Origin of the sequence: Oceanobacillus profundus (genome assembly GCF_003515705.1) — a bacterium.
In the GTDB taxonomy this organism is placed as follows: Bacteria; Bacillota; Bacilli; order Bacillales; family Amphibacillaceae; genus Oceanobacillus; species Oceanobacillus profundus.
The window spans coordinates 84910-102697 of the sequence record NZ_QWEH01000002.1; the positions used below are offsets into that span (position 1 = coordinate 84910).

General features: G+C 37.7%; 17 protein-coding genes, 1 other RNA gene, 2 riboswitches and 1 other annotated feature. Of the genes, 16 read left to right on the forward strand and 2 right to left on the reverse strand.

The genetic code is table 11. From position 1 onward, the window contains the following. Positions 1-15: 15 nt before the first annotated feature. A complete protein-coding gene (locus tag D1B32_RS03630) occupies positions 16-768 on the reverse strand; it encodes a cyclase family protein (protein WP_118888643.1) in 753 nt (250 codons plus the stop codon). 99 nt (positions 769-867) lie between these two features. Then, positions 868-970: riboswitch (SAM riboswitch) on the reverse strand. A 180-nt stretch (positions 971-1150) separates the two neighbouring features. On the opposite strand from D1B32_RS03630, the gene D1B32_RS03635 reads away from it, so the two are divergent. From D1B32_RS03635 to D1B32_RS03680, 10 genes are all read left to right on the forward strand, one after another. Continuing rightward, positions 1151-2089, forward strand: a complete 939-nt coding sequence (locus tag D1B32_RS03635) for an MBL fold metallo-hydrolase (protein WP_118888644.1) — start codon at positions 1151-1153, stop codon at positions 2087-2089. A 61-nt stretch (positions 2090-2150) separates the two neighbouring features. Next, positions 2151-2888, forward strand: a complete 738-nt coding sequence (locus D1B32_RS03640; protein WP_240033721.1) for a CBS domain-containing protein — start codon at positions 2151-2153, stop codon at positions 2886-2888. Continuing rightward, positions 2851-3528 (forward strand): 3'-5' exonuclease, encoded by a 678-nt coding sequence (locus D1B32_RS03645; RefSeq protein WP_240033722.1) that lies wholly within the window; start codon positions 2851-2853, stop codon positions 3526-3528. The genes D1B32_RS03640 and D1B32_RS03645 overlap by 38 nt, the downstream gene beginning before the upstream one ends. A 169-nt stretch (positions 3529-3697) precedes the next feature. Then, on the forward strand, positions 3698-5302 hold the full coding sequence (locus D1B32_RS03650) for an acyl-CoA synthetase (protein WP_187393128.1): 1605 nt from the start codon (positions 3698-3700) through the stop codon (positions 5300-5302). Between the two features lie 67 nt (positions 5303-5369). After that, on the forward strand, positions 5370-5510 hold the full coding sequence (gene sspL, locus D1B32_RS03655) for a small, acid-soluble spore protein L (protein WP_095309871.1): 141 nt from the start codon (positions 5370-5372) through the stop codon (positions 5508-5510). 73 nt (positions 5511-5583) lie between these two features. Continuing rightward, a non-coding RNA gene (gene ssrS, locus D1B32_RS03660) (6S RNA) lies at positions 5584-5769 on the forward strand. 152 nt (positions 5770-5921) lie between these two features. Continuing rightward, positions 5922-6293 carry a VOC family protein gene (locus tag D1B32_RS03665; RefSeq protein WP_118888645.1) on the forward strand — a complete coding sequence of 124 codons (372 nt, stop codon included), beginning with the start codon at positions 5922-5924 and terminating at the stop codon, positions 6291-6293. 138 nt (positions 6294-6431) lie between these two features. Beyond that, positions 6432-6533: riboswitch (purine riboswitch) on the forward strand. 127 nt (positions 6534-6660) lie between these two features. After that, positions 6661-7248 (forward strand): xanthine phosphoribosyltransferase, encoded by a 588-nt coding sequence (locus D1B32_RS03670; protein WP_118888646.1) that lies wholly within the window; start codon positions 6661-6663, stop codon positions 7246-7248. Then, a complete protein-coding gene (locus D1B32_RS03675; RefSeq protein WP_118888647.1) occupies positions 7245-8534 on the forward strand; it encodes a nucleobase:cation symporter-2 family protein in 1290 nt (429 codons plus the stop codon). Before D1B32_RS03670 ends, D1B32_RS03675 begins: the two co-directional genes overlap by 4 nt. 633 nt (positions 8535-9167) lie before the next feature. Further along, a complete protein-coding gene (locus D1B32_RS03680; RefSeq protein WP_118888832.1) occupies positions 9168-10595 on the forward strand; it encodes a DHA2 family efflux MFS transporter permease subunit in 1428 nt (475 codons plus the stop codon). 19 nt (positions 10596-10614) lie between these two features. On the opposite strand, the gene D1B32_RS03685 is transcribed toward D1B32_RS03680, so the two are convergent. Continuing rightward, positions 10615-11577 (reverse strand): DMT family transporter, encoded by a 963-nt coding sequence (locus D1B32_RS03685; RefSeq protein ID WP_118888648.1) that lies wholly within the window; start codon positions 11575-11577, stop codon positions 10615-10617. Positions 11578-11759: 182 nt separating this feature from the next. On the opposite strand from D1B32_RS03685, the gene D1B32_RS03690 reads away from it, so the two are divergent. The 6 genes from D1B32_RS03690 (at position 11760) to D1B32_RS03715 (ending at position 17781) form a co-directional block, all read left to right on the forward strand. Next, positions 11760-12182 carry a hypothetical protein gene (locus D1B32_RS03690; protein WP_095309861.1) on the forward strand — a complete coding sequence of 141 codons (423 nt, stop codon included), beginning with the start codon at positions 11760-11762 and terminating at the stop codon, positions 12180-12182. Positions 12183-12259: 77 nt separating this feature from the next. Then, positions 12260-12763 carry a DNA-deoxyinosine glycosylase gene (locus D1B32_RS03695; protein ID WP_118888649.1) on the forward strand — a complete coding sequence of 168 codons (504 nt, stop codon included), beginning with the start codon at positions 12260-12262 and terminating at the stop codon, positions 12761-12763. A 580-nt stretch (positions 12764-13343) separates the two neighbouring features. Then, positions 13344-13614 (forward strand) — a binding site (T-box leader). Between the two features lie 217 nt (positions 13615-13831). Continuing rightward, a complete protein-coding gene (locus D1B32_RS03700; RefSeq protein WP_118888650.1) occupies positions 13832-14671 on the forward strand; it encodes an SAM hydrolase/SAM-dependent halogenase family protein in 840 nt (279 codons plus the stop codon). A gap of 64 nt (positions 14672-14735) precedes the next feature. Further along, positions 14736-16049: a M20 family metallo-hydrolase gene (locus D1B32_RS03705; protein WP_118888651.1), complete on the forward strand. Its 1314-nt coding sequence runs from the start codon at positions 14736-14738 to the stop codon at positions 16047-16049. Between the two features lie 9 nt (positions 16050-16058). Beyond that, positions 16059-17135, forward strand: coding sequence for a sensor histidine kinase (locus D1B32_RS03710; protein WP_118888652.1), 1077 nt, complete (start codon positions 16059-16061; stop codon positions 17133-17135). A 10-nt stretch (positions 17136-17145) separates the two neighbouring features. Continuing rightward, positions 17146-17781 (forward strand): response regulator transcription factor, encoded by a 636-nt coding sequence (locus tag D1B32_RS03715; RefSeq protein WP_095309851.1) that lies wholly within the window; start codon positions 17146-17148, stop codon positions 17779-17781. The last annotated feature ends 7 nt before the right edge of the window (positions 17782-17788 follow it).

Below are 17788 nucleotides of genomic sequence, written 5' to 3' on the forward strand. Positions count from 1 at the left end.
CCCTCCATATTTTTATTAAGGTAATATTGCAAAAGATCTTACTGGGAATCCAGTTGCTTTTTCTGGTTTGGCAACGATATTAAAGATATAAGCACCTTTTGTTGGTACTTTATCTAAATTGGTTAGAAGCTCGACTTGGTATGTATCTTGCTCCAGCACATAATACTCGCCAATGAGTGAGCCATTCTTTCGGACATCGATGGAGGAATCTGTATCAAATGTTTCATGACCGACAGCATTTACGTTTCTTTCTTCAAATAAAAATCGCAATGCGTCAATTCCCCATCCAGGCAAGTGACTATTACCAGCTTCGTCCTTATTTTCAAAAGCAGTTTTATCTGGCCAACGTTTACTCCAGTCGGTTCGTAACGCTACAAATGTACCTGCTTCAATCTCACCATTTATTGCTTCAAATGCTAGAATATCTTCTTTCGATAATGTGAAGTCATTATTTTCTAAAGCTTCCTTTGACATATCGATCACCACAAGCGGTAAAACAAGTTCCTTTAATTCAAGCTCTTCAAGATAACGTTGATCCTGTACAAAATGAATTGGTGCATCAATGTGTGTGCCGTATTGTCCAGGAAAGGTAAATCGTTGTGCGAAAAAGCCATCATCATGTGTGAAAAGTGTTTTGAATTCGGCATCGTCAAATGCTGCGAAGTGTGGTGAGTTTGGCCCGAATGTGTGCGTGAGGTCTACCCAATTTTTCTTTTTCAGTAATGCAATTGCCTGTTGCAATTCTGTTCCTGCTTGAACCGTTGCCATTTAATCCCCTCCAGTAGTTTTTTAAAACTTCTTTAAAGAAAAGAAAAAACCTCTTCTTAAAAATAAGAAGAGGTTAGGCACCGTATCGTCTAATATCTCTTCTTATCTTCAAGCAATCATTGCTTCTGGAATTGGCACAGTACTTAAAAAGTCTGTTGCCGAGGTATCATAGGGCCAGTCCCTCCACCTCTCTGGATAAGAAAGTTTTTTGTATGAAATTAATAATTAGAATACTCCATACGATTCTGAATGTCAACCATTAAAATTAAGAAAATTACATGTAGCGTGAAAAAAACTGCAATAGTTAGAGATTCTTGCAATCTAACTGATCAACGCTAAAATTAATAGTATAGAAAGAGCTTTGTACAATGGGGATGATATTTTGTTAGTTAATGTAAGTGAGGGTATAGAAAAGCTAGTCGTTCGTTTTCCAGGAGGAATGCAAGAGGTAAACAGCTATCTTGTCAAAGGAGAGAATGGCTATACCGTTATTGATACAGGGATTTATTCAGAGGAAGCAATTGCGACTTGGGAAGCGCTATTTGATACTGGTGTTGAAGTGAAAAAGGTTGTTTTAACACATACACATCAGGACCATATTGGTCTAGCGAGATGGTTTCAGGAGAAAAAGGGAGTTCCCGTTTACACATCGAAACTCGGGTATAAGGAAATGCTGAAACATCGTGATAAGAAGAGAATTAAAGAAAATCTTGCTGATTTGCTTCATATGCATGGGGGGCCGAATTTGCCTGGCAGAATAGGTAATGATTCCTTTATCTATGAATTTGAACCAGATGGATTCTTTGATGAAACTGATACCATCCTGTTAGGGAATCAGTGTTTTGAGGTTGTTTGGACACCGGGTCATGCTCCGGATCACTATTGCTTTTATCAAAAAGACAGGAAGCTAATGCTAATTGGCGACCATATTTTAAATAAGATTTCTCCTGTAATCGGTTTGTGGACAGGGGAGGAATTCAATCCATTAAACGATTATTTTGCATCCGTTGAGCGGATGCAGCATTATCCGACAGCATTAGCCTTACCAGGGCATGGTGAGAATATCCATCGCTTGAGTGAACGTGTACAAACATTGATTCAAGGACATGAGCGTCGGTTAAATGAGGTTGAAAGCATTGTGAAAGCAGAGACTTTGACAGCAGCCGAAGTGTGTGAAAAAATTTATGGCAGCCTAAAATTTAGTCACTTTGTTAGCCCATTTATGGCGACTTTAACAAGACTAATATACTTAGAGTCGATGGATAAGATACACCGATTTTATGATAATGAGAAAGTTTATTTCAGCATTAACCAGTCGTAATATTTGAGTGTACGAAATCACTGGTATGTAGAAGAGAGAAAACGAATAAGGAGGGCGGAAAGTGAATCGTGTTAACAATCCGATACTAAAACAAAATGAAACTGTCGTGCATCGAAACTCAGATCGTTTTTTGACGGCGTTCAATCGAATCGAAAAGGGCTTAAAAGCTTTGCTTATTAAGAAAGAAATGGGGTTTTCAAGAGCTGTTAAAGTCCTGGGTAAATCAAATGCGTTGATAAAACAGTTTCAAGATGACCTGCTTGAATTTGCTGAGTTACGAAATGCTATTGTACATAACAAGACGGATCTCATGTATACTATTGCAGAGCCACATGATTCCGTTGTAGAACGGATAGAAGCAATTGAAATTGAACTTTTAAAGCCTAGAAAAGTAGACCCGCTTTTTATTCGTAAGGTCGTATGCTTTCAAGAAACCGAGCCATTATCGAATGTACTAGAAGTCGTTAATAAGCAAGGGATTACGAAGTTTCCAGTATACAGTGGTAATGTGTTTCAGGGGTTAATTACGCATAAAGGAATTACAAAATGGTTTTCGAAAGGTATCGAAAATCGATTAACCTCTCTATTAGATGCAAGATTAGTAGAGGTCTTGGAATGTGAAAAAAGGGATAACTTTAGATTCATATCAAAGGAGACATCTGTATATGAAGCAAAGGAAATTTTTAAGGAGCAAATTGGAAAAGGCAATCGATTGGAAGCATTATTGATTACAAAGGAAGGAAGCTCCAATGGAGGACTAGTTGGGATTGTTACCAATTGGGATATTATGGAGATTTGAGTATGCAATACGAAAGGGGACAGCTATGGAGTTTGTAGCAATAGACTTTGAAACTGCTAATGAAAAACGTTTTAGTCCTTGTGCGGTTGGTTTAGTAGTAGCCAATGAGCATGGCATAATAGATGAATTCTACAGCCTTATCAATCCATTAATGGAATTTAAATCATTCAATACGTATATTCATGGGATTACTGAGCATGATGTTGCTGATGCTCCTACATTTGCAGAGGTTTGGCCGACATTGCGGAATTACTTAAACGACCACCTAACAATCGCACATAATGCAAGCTTTGATATGAGTGTGATTCGCAATACACTTGATTATTACAAGCTCTCATATCCTGACATGGACTACCTTTGTACCGTAAATATCGCTAAAAAGCTTTGGCCGGAATTGGAGAACCATAAATTAAACACACTTGCTACCTATCATAACCTTCAGTTTGAACATCACCACGCACTAGAAGACGCTAGAGTCGCTGCGCAAGTGATGATTCAAGCATTACGGGATACCAAAACAAACTCTCTTGACCGTTTTTTAGAAAAGTGCAGCATGACAAATGGAAAAATTTATGACCGTGGCTATTATCCGCCAAAAATGAAACGTGTAAAAGGAAGTACAAGACTATATTTAAAGTAAATTAAAAATGCTAGAATATCTGCAATGATTGTTCTAGCATTTTTTTATGCTTACGAATAAATATACTTGAATGAGTACTGCAACTTGCTATCTTTAATTAACTGAATTAAAATAATAGATAGAATATTCAACAGGCTTGCCATCATGATACCATTGAGGGAGTGGTAGGATGAATACCAATACAAATGTACAAACTGATTTGGATAAATTGCTGCAAAGAGCAAGAAGAAACACATTAGGAGATTTATTAGCTCGTACGAGAGAAAGAACCCCGACTAAATTTGCATTCGCTTATCAAAACAAACGGTTAACCTATGAAGAGCTTGATAACATTGTTAATCAGACAGCACATGCATTTTTAGCAGATGGCATGAAAAAGGGAGATATGATTACGGTCATGTCTAAAAACAGCCTTGATTTTGTTGTAGTAAATTATGCGCTTGCACGAATTGGAGCGGTTATGATTCCAATCAACTATATGCTTAATCGGGAAGATGTGCAGTATATTGTAGAGCATGCTGATGTTAATGGTTTTATTGCTTCAGAGGAATACGCAGGCTTACTCGATCAATCTGTTGGCAAACAGAATATTAAATACCGTTATCTGATGGATATAACCCTTCCTTATAATGATGAAAATAAAGGATGGAAGCCATTATCCCAAGCACAAGAAGGGATGTCCACTCAATTAATGGATGCAGATATTCTTGATGATGATCTCGTGCAAGTTTTATATACAAGTGGAACGGAATCAAGGCCTAAAGGAGTCATGCTTACACATAAAAGCCTTATTAGTGAATACCTCAGCAGTATTGTAGATGGTAAAATGGGGACGGAAGATATCGCAATCCATGCATTGCCGTTATATCATAGTGCACAACTGCATGTTTTTTTGGGGCCGAGCGTTTACCTAGGATCTAGTGGGATTATTCTAGGATCAGCAAGCCCGGAATTAATTTTAAGGACAATTGAGGAAGAAAAAGCAACACAGCTATTTTGTCCCCCAACTGTATGGATTGGATTATTACGCCATCCAGATTTTGATACGCGTGATTTAAGCTCCCTTGAAAAGTGCTATTACGGTGCAGCCATAATGCCAATGGAAATTTTAAAGGAGCTCTCGGTACGTTTACCAAGCGCAAAGTTTTGGAACTTTTATGGTCAGACAGAAGTTGCGCCCCTTGCCACCGCACTTCAACCAGAAGATCAGTTACGGAAGTTGGGTTCAGCAGGCAAAGCGACATTAAATGTCCAGACGAAAATTGTAGATGAAGCAGATAAGGAGGTACCGCGCGGCGAGGTGGGAGAAATTGTCCACCGTACACCGCATGCCATGAAAGGTTATCTACACGAACCAGAAAAAACGGCAGAGGCATTTCGAAACGGCTGGTTTCATAGTGGTGATCTAGGTGTAATGGATGAGGAAGGCTATATTACAATTGTAGATCGCAAAAAAGACATGATAAATACTGGTGGAGTGAACGTTTCTTCCAGAGAAATTGAGGAAATCATTTATCAGTTAGAAGGGGTTTCAGAGGTCGCTGTAATTAGTATACCGGACGCTTATTGGATTGAAGCGGTGACAGCGATTGTTGTTTCAAAAGAAGGAGCAGAAGTAACAAAAGAAAGGGTAATTCAATTTTGTACAGACAAATTGGCGAAATACAAAGTTCCGAAGTATGTTGAGATTACGGACGAACTACCGAAAAATCCTAGTGGGAAAGTGCTGAAGCGTTCCTTGAGAGATAAATATGAAGGATTGGCAGCACAATAAAGGATTAGCCAAATTGTTCGTATACAATGAAACGAATTTGAAACACTAAATCTTGGAGGTGTTTCAAATGGCAAATAAAAATGAAAATTGGAGTAAGAAGCGCGTTAATTCAAGTTTGAATCCACAAGGATATTCAGAAGACATAGCTGATCAGGAGCCGAAATCACAGCTGGAGCAGCGTGCAAAGAAGAAAAATACAAAGATATAAGTTAATTTACAACTTGCATAAAATGGTAAGTTCTTACCATTGAATTTTTTCGTGAGAAGATGTAATATATAAATACAAGCTACAATGTTCGTATTTAATTAAGTTTTAACCTCTAATGAATGTATAGGGAGTTTTACATCGAAATTGGAATGTCGCGCCGCCAAAGAAGCGGAAGACAGGAAGGTTTCTGCGAACACCCACTTTGCGAAGTGGTGGTTTAAAACTTTTTATTACAAAATACGGCAATTGTGGCCTGTATACATAGAATATTATAGACCGACTTCCGCAATGGTAGTCGGTCTTTTGGTTGTGTGATAAGGTTAGCTTTAACAAATTGATTAAAAATCGGTATTATTCTAAGCTGATAAAAAAGGATAAGATAGAATTACTAATAAACCGAGGTGAAAACCGATGACTTTTCATTATGAAACGATTGATCATGTTCAATTAGCTGCACCTCCTGGCAGCGAAGAAGAAGCACGTATCTTTTATGTGAAAATATTAGGTTTTAGAGAGGTAGAAAAACCGGAATTGTTGAAAGCGAATGGTGGGGTTTGGTTTCAGGCTGGGACGATAAATATCCATATTGGTATTGAAAAGCCATTTGTTCCTGCGCAGAAGGCACATCCAGCAATCTTAGTCAAAAATATTGAAAAACTAAAAGAATATTTAAATGAAAATCAAGTGGATTTCATAGTTGATTATAAACTGCCGAGTGCAAATCGTTTTTATCTATCCGATCCGTTTGGAAATCGTATTGAATTTTTAGAGTGGGAAAAATAGAATTGTTTTACATGGGGGCAACATGATTTAAAAATATCTCTAAATTGTGCGAATGGTTTTATTTTTAAATTTGACTTGTAATAAGCGACTCACATGCTATACTTATAACAATCTAGTAGTGGTGCTATTAGTAGCATTTACAAATTGAATATGTTTTTTCATATAATAACAGGAATATGGCCTGTAAGTTTCTACCGGTTTACCGTAAATAAACCGACTATGAAAAGTAACGTAACAAATTGGGAACTCTTTTTTGTGTGAGTCCATTTTGTTCTATTTCGAATTCGAAAGCTCGAGGTTTGCTTTTATCATAGTTATGGTAGACAGCAGGCTTCCGGGCTTTTTTAAATTGTTAGGAGGACAAAAAATGGATTTATTGGAGCAAAAAATAAAAGATGAAGGAAATGTATTATCCGATACAGTTTTGAAGGTGGATTCATTCTTAAACCATCAAATCGATCCCAAGCTAATGCAGGCAATTGGGGAAGAATATGCAGCTCGTTTTCGTGATTGTGGGATTACAAAAATTCTAACACTTGAATCCTCTGGGATTGCGCCGGCAACAATGGCAGGTCTAGCGCTCGGCGTACCAGTTATCTTCGCTAGAAAGCGCAAGTCATTGACCTTGATAAATGAATTATATTCAGCACAAGTATATTCATTCACGAAAAAAGAAACAAACAAAATTTCAGTGTCTAAAGACTATATTTCAGAGAACGATGTTGTCTTAATTATCGATGATTTCCTTGCAAATGGACAGGCAGTTTCAGGTCTGGTTGATATTGTTGAACAAGCAGGTGCAAAGCTTGCTGGTGTTGGAATTGTCATTGAAAAAGGATTTCAAGAAGGCGGGAAGCAAATTCGCGAGCGTGGTATTCGTGTAGAGTCGTTAGCAATTATTTCATCTCTGGAAAACGGAAAGGCAACCTTTGAAAAGGAGGCAGTGCCTAAATGAAAACTGCAGCATTAGGATTTCAACACGTTCTAGCAATGTATGCTGGTGCAATATTAGTTCCGCTTATTGTCGGAGATGCTCTAGGGCTAACGTCAGAACAGCTAACATATCTTGTTGCAATTGATATTTTAATGTGTGGGGTTGCTACGATTTTACAGGTCGTTAATAACCGTTTCTTTGGAATTGGACTTCCCGTAGTTCTTGGCTGTACATTCACAGCGGTTGGACCAATGATTGCAATCGGTGGACAATATGGCATCTCAGCTATCTATGGAGCAATTATTGTGACAGGTATTGTCGTTGTGTTAATCAGCGGATTCTTTGGTAGTCTGGTACGTTTTTTCCCACCAGTTGTGACGGGTACAGTGGTTACGATAATTGGTATCACATTAATTCCTGTCGCTATTAATAATTTGGGTGGTGGCCAAGGTGCAAGTGACTTTGGATCGATTGCCAATATTTCTTTAGGTTTTGGAACGTTATTATTTATTATTTTATTGTATCGTTTTGCGACTGGTTTTTTAAGATCAATTTCTATTCTTATTGGTCTAATTGTCGGTACAGCTGTTGCTATGTTTATGGGAAAAGTAAATTTTTCAGCAGTAGCGGAAGCTTCCTATTTCCACATGGTAGAACCGTTTTACTTTGGCACACCGACATTTGAATGGTCTGCAATTTTAACGATGATTCTAGTTGCTATCGTATCTCTAGTTGAATCGACTGGTGTTTATTTTGCATTAGGAGATATTACTGAAAGAAAGCTAACGGAAAAAGATCTTTCAAAAGGATATCGGGCAGAAGGAATTGCTATCTTCCTCGGTGGAGTTTTTAACGCATTTCAATATACCGCCTTTTCTCAAAACGTTGGGCTGATTCAAATGACTGGTGTAAAAACGAGAAAAGTCATCTTTGTTGCCGGAGGTATGTTAATTGCTTTAGGGTTTGTGCCTAAAATTGCAGCATTGACAACGATAATCCCAACTGCAGTCTTAGGTGGGGCAATGGTAGCGATGTTCGGAATGGTTATTTCCCAGGGCATAAAAATGCTAAGCAGTGTTATATCGGATTCTCCGGAAAATTCAATGATTATTGCTTGTTCAGTTGGAATGGGGCTTGGTGTTACAGTTGTTCCGGAATTGTTCGCTCAATTACCATCTAGTATTCAAATTTTAACGAGTAACGGAATTGTTGCTGGTAGTGTAACAGCAATCGCACTAAATATTGTATTCCATATGCTGCCAACAAGAAAAACACGTACCGTTTTAAAAGAACAAAAAGCTTCGTAACATGCATGTGCTTAATTCATGTTGCCTTATTATACAAAACGCATAGATACTAAAGTCTATGCGTTTTTATATAGACTTCTAACTAATATCTATTTGCTAAGTTTGAATTGTTTCGCCGGGTCCGGGATAGTTTTAGGCAGTCGCTCTCGGGGCCCTGTGAGTCACCTTGAACTCGTTCTTCGGATTTTACTCTGACAAATAGGAAAAGGATAAGAAGAATCAACCGATGGAAAGGCTGTCTTGGTCGAATGAAACGGAAAAACAAGCAGAACCAGCTGAGAGAAAAGCTTACACGGTTGATTAGAAACCAAAACGATGAAAATCTACCTAGAAATATTTTAGTCAGAGGAGAAAATCAAGTTGACAACTCAAGCTACGGAAATTCAATTGACAATACTCCAACCATAATTGCACATTACGTCGCTATCTCTTGCAAATACAAAGAAATAGCTGTTTTGGCATAAAAAAACGACAAAGTAATAAGTGCTTTCAAATTGGTAAATGAACATTTGGTAAACCCGCCCATGTTCGCCTCCCACAGTTTCAATAATAGACATTGTCCTCATACTCCCATATAATTCATTATAAACGATAGAAAATGATTCGAGATACGAAGTAAGGGGAGTGTGGCGTCTGAAGAATAATAACATCGAAAATATAGACAAGCTGAATAAATTTCCTATTGTTGCTATACTAATAACCGGAGCGTTTTTGGCAATTTTAAATCAAACATTATTGGCGACGGCGATTCCCCATATTATGCATGATTTGAATTTAACAGAGAACACCGCACAGTGGCTGACAACGATATTTATGCTAGTGAATGGAATTATGATTCCAATCACAGCTTTTTTAATTGAAACATTTACAACTCGCAGGCTATTTTTAACCGCAATGATCACATTTGCCGTGGGGACATTGATATGCGCCATTGCTCCAACCTTCATGCTCTTAATGATAGGGCGTATCATACAGGCTGCCGGTGCTGGTATTATGATGCCTTTGATGATGACAATATTTCTGCTAATCTTTCCAATTGAAAAACGTGGTACAGCGATGGGGACAGTAGGACTGGTAATTGGATTTGCACCTGCACTTGGACCAGTAATTTCAGGTTGGTTGGTCGAGCATTATCCATGGCGTGCTTTATTCTATTTGGTGCTGCCCCTTTCGGTTATAAATATCGTAATCGCATATTTTGTTATGAAAAATGTAACGAAACGAACCTTCCCAAAAGTAGATATCCTTTCTATTATTCTATCAACCTTAGGTTTTGGAGGATTACTTTATGGTTTTAGTAGTGCTGGGAGCTATGGTTGGACGAGTATAGCAGTTGTTAGTAGTCTTGTCATTGGAACTATTACACTTACTGGCTTTATTCTGCGACAATTCAAGCTGAAGCAACCTATTCTTGAGTTCCGGATTTTTAAAAATAAAATTTTTACATTGACAACCATTATCGGAATGATTGCTTTTATTGGACTGATTGCATCGGAGACGATTTTGCCAATCTACATGCAAAACATGGCTGGATTTTCAGCCTTGGAATCAGGGCTTATGATATTGCCTGGAGCTTTATTAATGGGATTTATGTCGCCGATTAATGGGAGGATTTTTGATAAAGTTGGTGCGAGGTATCTGCTGATTATTGGTTTAACCTTGTTAACCGTTACATCCTTTTTATATACAAGGTTAACTGAAGAAACGACGTTATCTTATCTCACGGTTGTGTTTGCAATACGAATGCTGGGAATATCGATGATAATGATGCCTGCGACAACGGCTGGGCTCAACCAATTACCGACTCGTCTGATTCCGCATGGCTCAGCAATGACGAATACGATGAGACAGGTAGCAGCGTCAGTAGGGACTGCAATTTTAGTGACAATCATGACTGCTTCTGCCCTTCGTACAGGAGAAAAGGCACTCCCAATGGAAATGATTCACGGTGTGAATGTTTCCTTTTATGTTGCGACTGTATTATCATTAGTCGCTCTAATACTATCCTTTTTCATCAAAGGGACAAGCCCTTCTAAAGATAGTAAAAGAATATCTGCATAGTAACAAATCTGGCATTCGTCTAAGGGTTTTGACGAATGCCAGATTTTTTAATAACTTCAAGACTTTTGCGATTTCCAAGCGCAGAGACGATACTGTGCAGGATCATTCCAATGATTACAAACCCCATTCCTATAAAAGAAACAATACTTGGTAATGGGGCACTTAGAATAATGATTTCACCGATTAGTGCAAAGACAACCTCACCTGATTGAGTAGCTTCAACTCCAGCCATTTTTTGATTATCCTGCTGAACTATTTCCGTAGCGTAGAAAAATAAAGCAGTCGCAATAATTCCAGAAGATATCGCTACAACAAATGTTTGGATTATCTGACTTGAATTTGGTAATCCGTGTGCTGTAAATCCATAAATCGAAAGAACAATCCAAAAAGGCAAGGAAGCGAGTGTCATACCGAGTATTCGCTGAAAGGTGTTTAATTCTCCGTTTACAACTTGCATCATTTTACGGTTGCCTAGTGGGTATGCAAATGCCGAAATGATTAAGGGAATAACGCAAAGCAAAACACTTATCAAAGGTACAGAAGAAGCATGTTCGAATTGCATAATAAATACCCCAGCCAAAATAATAAGGGATATAAAAATACTCTGAATCGGGATTTTTTGCTTTATTTTGTTGTTTAAAAATGGCACAAGTAAAGAACCAGCAATTATCGTCAGCTGAAATGTCGCTGCTACAAGCCAGCCGGGACCATAAATAGTTGCAAAAGTAAGGGGAGCATAAAATAATCCGAAGCCGACAGTACTCCACATAAACCAAGGAACGGGCCTAGCTATCATATGTTTGATTACAGGCTTGATATTTCGTTGATACCCTACAATTAAAATTAGAATAGGCAGCATAAAGAAAAATCGAAGCGTAGCACTCCAAACCCAGCTGCCGCCATCTAACTCCATGGAACGATTAAGTATAAAGGTAACGGAAAAAAACAATGCAGCCAAAATCCCAATTAAAATTGCTTTCAACCAAATCACTCCAATTAATAATCAATAATTACAATAATCATATCAGACATTAATTTAATTTGAATAACTTTTTTAAATTTTTTTAAATTTAATGTGTGACTAGGTAAAAAGTATTGAAATTGCAGGTTTTTTGAAGCTTATGTCGAATTGTATACATATAGAAAGAAACGGGAGTGTGTCTGATGGAAACTTTACCAACTTGGTTTTGGGTGTGCTATTATATCTTTTTAATCCTAACATTAATTAGTGGCGTTATAAACTGGGTAAGGCAAGTATATAGTCCGTTAGCTGCCATAACAATCATATTCTCGCTCCTTGCTCCCCTTGTTGGATTTGTATACAGTATCGGAAGGTCAGAGGGACTGAACGAAATTCAATATGTACTGGAACAGTTTAAAACAAGAGATACGTTGTCTGTGTTCATTATTTTAGTACATGTTTATTTCGTCGTTTGGTGGTTTTTATTTTTGGATACTTGGAAATGGATAAAGAAGGTTCCATTTAATAAAATATTGGAAGGTAAAGCTGTCATAATGGAAAAAATGAAAAAAAGAAGTAAACAAATGAAAACAACAACGAATCATGAAGAAATAGAAAAGAAATGATTTACTGAGATTTCTAAAATGTGCAGTAGATTATAGAAGTAGGTTATACTTGGTATAATGATACTGGAGTGGGTGTAATGACAAAAAGACTGAATTCTTTTCCGCCGATAATACCAAAGGAGCCTAAAGTTCTTATTCTTGGTTCCATGCCGGGGAAAATTTCATTAGAAAAAGGCGAATACTACGGAAATGCCCGAAACCACTTTTGGCCAATTCTATTTAAATTGTTTAAGGTTGAACCTATAGAGGAATATGAAAAAAAAGTAGCATTCGTAAAAGAACGGGGAATTGCATTATGGGATTCGATTGGTTCCTGTTATCGAGAAGGAAGCTTGGATTCGAATATAATGGATGAGAATCCAAATGATATTATTGGGCTGTTAGACAAGTATCCAACGATACGTTTAATTGCATGTAATGGAACCAAGTCATATACGACATTTAAGAAAAATTTTAATTCAGAAGATCTTGGAGCGATTCGTATTATAAAATTACCGTCCACGAGCCCTGTTCCAGGAAGGTATACGAAATCGTTTGAAGGAAAAGTAGTGTCTTGGGGTGAAATTTTAAATCATATCTAAGTACACTTCGTAATAAGATTGATAATGGGTCTTAAAGAGAAGTTTAGGTGAATCGAGCCGTAAGGGGGGACTTACGACTCGGACGGTTTCTTACAAGGTAGAGGTGGCCCTGACTAGGGTACGAAAAAAAGCAATTATCCTGAGCGATTGAATCGTCAGGATGATTACTTTTTTTCATGGCTGTTCACAATTAACAAGACGAGCGTAGCAAATGCGAACATTAACTCAAGCACTTTGTCAATTGGTATCACAGGCTTCAACCCCTTTCGTTAGGGTTTAAGCCACCATGTAAAAAAGTTGAACTTTTTTACTGCTTCTGCCTAAGCATACTCTGCAAGACCTATCTATTAGATTATACTATACAAATATTATAAAAAGTTTAAATTATTTAAAAATGATAACAATTTCCTAGAAATTAACAGCTATTTATGAGTACATAGTAGAAGTGAATCTTTATCATCTAGGTCTTGTTAAGGACAATATAAGGGCAATTGGAATAAGCTTTCAATGGTTGTTTTTTTATAATCGCTTGATTTATTAAAAAACTATCCGTATAATGAATTTAATTTCGTGATATAATAAAAAAACGTTGATGGGGAAAAGTAGGATTTTCATTTTTTCAAAGAGAGCTCCCGTAGCTGAGAAGGAGTAAAAAAAGAAATCTGAACAATGGCCTCGGAGTTTCGCAACTGAAACTATTGTTATAGGAGTAGGTTCCGGCGAGATTTGGTACTCGTTATCCATACCACAGTATAATGAGAGCGATTTAGCTTTTCGTACTTGATGAGGCTGTATGTGTGAGCATACGGTGAAGTAAGGTGGTACCACGTTCATTCAACCACGTCCTTACCGTTTATTCGGTAATGACGTGGTTTTTTAGTTTGCAAATAGGAAAGTATCAACTTTCCTATTTGCACTAAGGAACTCGCTTAAAAGCTTGCAATCCAAAATATAAGGAATTCTAAGAAAGCAAAGAACTTCTTCCAAGAATCCCTTTAACGAATGACAAGTTTTCTAATAAAAAAGCGAATAAATAAGCGTATAAACGATAAAATGGAGGGTCAGAGAATGAGCAAAAATTTAGTGTTGCAAACAGATTTTGGGGTAAGTGACGGGGCAGTAAGTGCAATGAATGGAGTGGCTATATCCGTTGATCCAGCTATTCGTATTTTTGATCTGACACATGATATTCCGCAATACAATATATGGGAAGCATCCTATCGTTTGTACCAAACGATTAGCTATTGGCCAAAAGGAACTGTGTTTATTTCCGTTGTCGATCCAGGAGTCGGAACAGATCGGATGAGTGTTGTTGTAAAAACGAAGGAAGGTCAATATATTGTAACCCCGAATAATGGAACCCTGACCCATATTAAACATAGCGTAGGAATCTCAGAAGCACGAGTAATTGACGAAAAAATAAATCGGCTCCCAAATTCTGGAGAATCCTATACGTTCCATGGGCGAGATGTATATGCATATACAGGGGCAAGGCTGACTGCAGGTGTTATTTCCTTTGAAGAGGTTGGTCCGAGTGTTGCTGCCCGCGAAATAATTGAATTACCAAGGACAAAAGCTAGAATTGAGGATGATTCAATTAAAGGTAATATTGATATTCTCGATGTTCGTTTTGGTAACCTATGGACGAATATTAATCGTGAACTATTTATCGCAGCAGGAATTCAATATGGTGATACATTAGAAGTATCTATTCAAAATAATACACGGCATATATATAAAAATATGATGCGATTTGGTCGTTCGTTTGCAGATAGTCGATTAGGCGAGCCGATTGTGTTTGTGAATTCATTAGATAAATTAGGAGTAGCTATTAATCAAGGTTCCTTCGCTAAAGCGTATCATATTGAGACTGGGGCAAATTGGATGATTAGTTTTCGTAAAGTTTAAACTACAAGTTGTTTGTGAATTTTCAAATGAATGTTTTTCTGATATGTTGTAAAAGAGAAAGGAGATGTTAAGCTTGACTAAAAATCTATCATTGCAGGAACGATTGCTTGAGCAATATGATAAAAGCTATGAAGGGAATGGAATATTGGGTGAGCGAATCGCACATCGTTTAAGTGAACTGTCAAAAATTGGTCTAACTGCCGATAATGGTTCAAACCGCCCTGGTTTTTCTTTAGCAGAAAAGCAAGCGAAGGAATTAATCAAAACATGGATGCTAAAGGCTGGACTTTCAATTTCGGAGGATGGAGCTGGAAATGTTTTTGGCAGATTAACTGGTAAGGAAGATCATCTGCCGGCTATCATGAGTGGATCTCATGTTGATAGTGTTCCAAATGGTGGTCATTTTGATGGACCGCTTGGTGTTTTAGCTGCGCTTGAAGTGGTAGAAGCTTGGAAGGAAACGGACTATCGGCCAAGAAAGCCATTTGAGGTTGCTATTTTTACAGATGAAGAAGGCTCCCGCTTTAACAATGGATTAAATGGTAGTGAAGCATTGATTGGGAAAGCGAATGTAGAGGAGAAAATAGAACTGCAGGATGAAGAAGGAAGAAGCTTTGCGGAGGTTTTACAGGATGTAGGATTATCTGTTCAAGGTTATGCAGAAGCGGGTCGGCAATTAGATGAAATCGAGTTATTTGTGGAAGTACATATAGAACAAGGAAAACGATTAGAAAAGGAAGAGCTTCCATGTGGAATTGTTACAGGGATTGCGGGCCCATGCTGGCTTGAATTTACGTTTGATGGAGAAGCAGGGCATGCAGGCAATACACCAATGGATGACCGGAAGGATGCGTTAGTTGCTGCAAGTGATTTTGTGATGAAAGTCAATCAATTGCCAAGACAAATAAATGATTCTGCAGTGGCTACCATAGGTAAACTTCAGGTTGAGCCAAACGGGGTTAACGTTATTCCTGGAAAAGTAACCCTCTATGTTGACATTCGGGATATATACAAAGAAACACGTGATGAGCTAGTAAATTGTGTTCTATCACTAAGTAAGGAAATTGCAGATACGTATCATATTCAAGTGAACCATGAAGAAAAAGTCCGTGTTCATCCGGTTCCGATTGCAGAAGATATTCAACAAGTTTTAGAACAAGCGTTATTGGAGCATGGAATTTCACCCTATAAATTACCAAGTGGGGCAGCTCATGATGCAATGATCCTAGGCGAAAAAATACCTGTAGCCATGATTTTTACACAAAGTAAAAATGGAATTAGTCATAATCCTGCTGAATGGTCGTCTTTAAGTGACTGTGTACAAACAGTTCAAGTGCTCAAAACATTTGTGGAAAGCTTGCAGCATGACAGAAGGTAGACTTGCTTAATGGACATTTTTTGGCTGCGTTTTGTACTGTTTGGCCTGATATGGATTATGATGATTTTGTTCGATAGTATTAATACTGCATATAGTATAGGACTCTTTGCCTTAGCACTTGCATTATACTTTTTGATGTCTCTTCATAAAGGATTGTTTTTCTTATTTATCTGTCTCTCTTTTATAATTGGAATACATAGCTTTCTTTATGTCGATACGGTGATGCTCACGATTGTATTGTACGGTTATTGTTTAGCAGATGCAGCGGTTCGTTTAAAGCGAAGGGAATTAATCTTGTATCTATTATTTACGATTGTCATATCGGCCATCCCCATTTTTAAGCTTGATATGTTTGATGTGCGCTTTGCACTCGTATATCTCCTATTCTCCATGCTGCTGTTTTTATTAAATCGCCTTATTTTGGAGCGGAATGAGCAATGGGAAATTTATGATCAATTATTGGGAGAATATCGTAAATTGAAACGTATGAACCTGAAGGCAGAAGGCCATGCGCGACTAGAGGAACGGACTAAAATTGCCCGAGATATTCATGACTCTGTTGGACATCGGTTAACGGCATTAATTATGAAATTAGAAATGCTCAGCATTGAAAAAAAAGATAATAGCTTTAACGAGCTTAAACAGATGGCGAAGGAAAGTCTAGACGAAACAAGGCATGCTGTTAAAGCATTAAAATCAGAAGAAAACGAAGGGATTGCAACTGTTGTTCATCTAATTCGAAAATTAGAGGCAGAAAGCCATATTTTAGTTCAATTTACGATGAAGCAAGGGGTATTATCGATCCCGCTTTCGAATGAAAAAAGTGTCGTTCTATACCGTGTTATCCAAGAAGCTTTAACGAATGCAATGAGGCATGTCCAGTCAAGAGAAGTAAAAATTACGCTCGGAAAAACAGCAACAGAAGATATATCATTTGAAATTAGGAATGCTGTCTTTGAGCCAAAACCATTTCAGTTTGGATTTGGACTTTCAAGTATGAAAAATCGAGTGGAAGAAGTTGAGGGAAAGCTAACAGTGTATCAAACGGAAAAGCATTTTATCGTATCGGGTGTGATCCCAGGTTAGGAGGGGTATGATGTGGAATATTTTATTAGTTGAGGACCAGACGATTGTTCGTCAAGGGTTAAAGGTTATTTTAGAACAAGAAGAAAGGTTCAACGTATCACATCAAGCAGAAAATGGACAGCAGGCAGTAAGAATAATGGAAAAGCATTTAATCGATTTTATTTTGATGGATGTGCGGATGCCTGTAATGAATGGAATTGAAGCAACGCGAATTATAAAAAAACGTTGGCCAGATGTGAAGATTTTAATTTTAACAACGTTTAATGATGATGAATATGCGGTGCAGGCCCTAAGAGAAGGAGCAAATGGTTTTTTATTAAAAACCTCTGACCCCGCAAAATTAATCGATGCTGTACACAGCTGTATGAGTGGTGGATTAACGATTCATGATGAAGTGGCAGCAAAGGTAATGCCGCGGCTATTGCAGACAAGTGAAAAACCGAAGCTTGATATTAATTTTTCAGAGAGAGAACTTGCGATTACAAAACTCGTCGGTGAAGGAAGAACAAATAAGGAAATTGCGGATGAACTATATCTTTCGATCGGTACAGTTAAGAATCATTTGACCTTGATTTTGCAGAAAGCAGGTTTACGTGACCGAACGCAGCTTGCGATCTATGCGGTAACACATGGGATTACGGATTAATGGAAAT

Bases quoted from the DNA above. Each gene is read 5' to 3' on its own strand.
- D1B32_RS03630 (WP_118888643.1), bottom strand. From the start codon at position 768: ATGGCAACGGTTCAAGCAGGAACAGAATTGCAACAGGCAATTGCATTA.
- D1B32_RS03650 (WP_187393128.1), top strand. From the start codon at position 3,698: ATGAATACCAATACAAATGTACAAACTGATTTGGATAAATTGCTGCAA.
- sspL (WP_095309871.1), top strand. From the start codon at position 5,370: ATGGCAAATAAAAATGAAAATTGGAGTAAGAAGCGCGTTAATTCAAGT.
- D1B32_RS03665 (WP_118888645.1), top strand. From the start codon at position 5,922: ATGACTTTTCATTATGAAACGATTGATCATGTTCAATTAGCTGCACCT.
- D1B32_RS03670 (WP_118888646.1), top strand. From the start codon at position 6,661: ATGGATTTATTGGAGCAAAAAATAAAAGATGAAGGAAATGTATTATCC.
- D1B32_RS03675 (WP_118888647.1), top strand. From the start codon at position 7,245: ATGAAAACTGCAGCATTAGGATTTCAACACGTTCTAGCAATGTATGCT.
- D1B32_RS03690 (WP_095309861.1), top strand. From the start codon at position 11,760: ATGGAAACTTTACCAACTTGGTTTTGGGTGTGCTATTATATCTTTTTA.
- D1B32_RS03695 (WP_118888649.1), top strand. From the start codon at position 12,260: ATGACAAAAAGACTGAATTCTTTTCCGCCGATAATACCAAAGGAGCCT.
- D1B32_RS03700 (WP_118888650.1), top strand. From the start codon at position 13,832: ATGAGCAAAAATTTAGTGTTGCAAACAGATTTTGGGGTAAGTGACGGG.
- D1B32_RS03705 (WP_118888651.1), top strand. From the start codon at position 14,736: ATGTTAAGCTTGACTAAAAATCTATCATTGCAGGAACGATTGCTTGAG.
- D1B32_RS03710 (WP_118888652.1), top strand. From the start codon at position 16,059: ATGGACATTTTTTGGCTGCGTTTTGTACTGTTTGGCCTGATATGGATT.
- D1B32_RS03715 (WP_095309851.1), top strand. From the start codon at position 17,146: ATGTGGAATATTTTATTAGTTGAGGACCAGACGATTGTTCGTCAAGGG.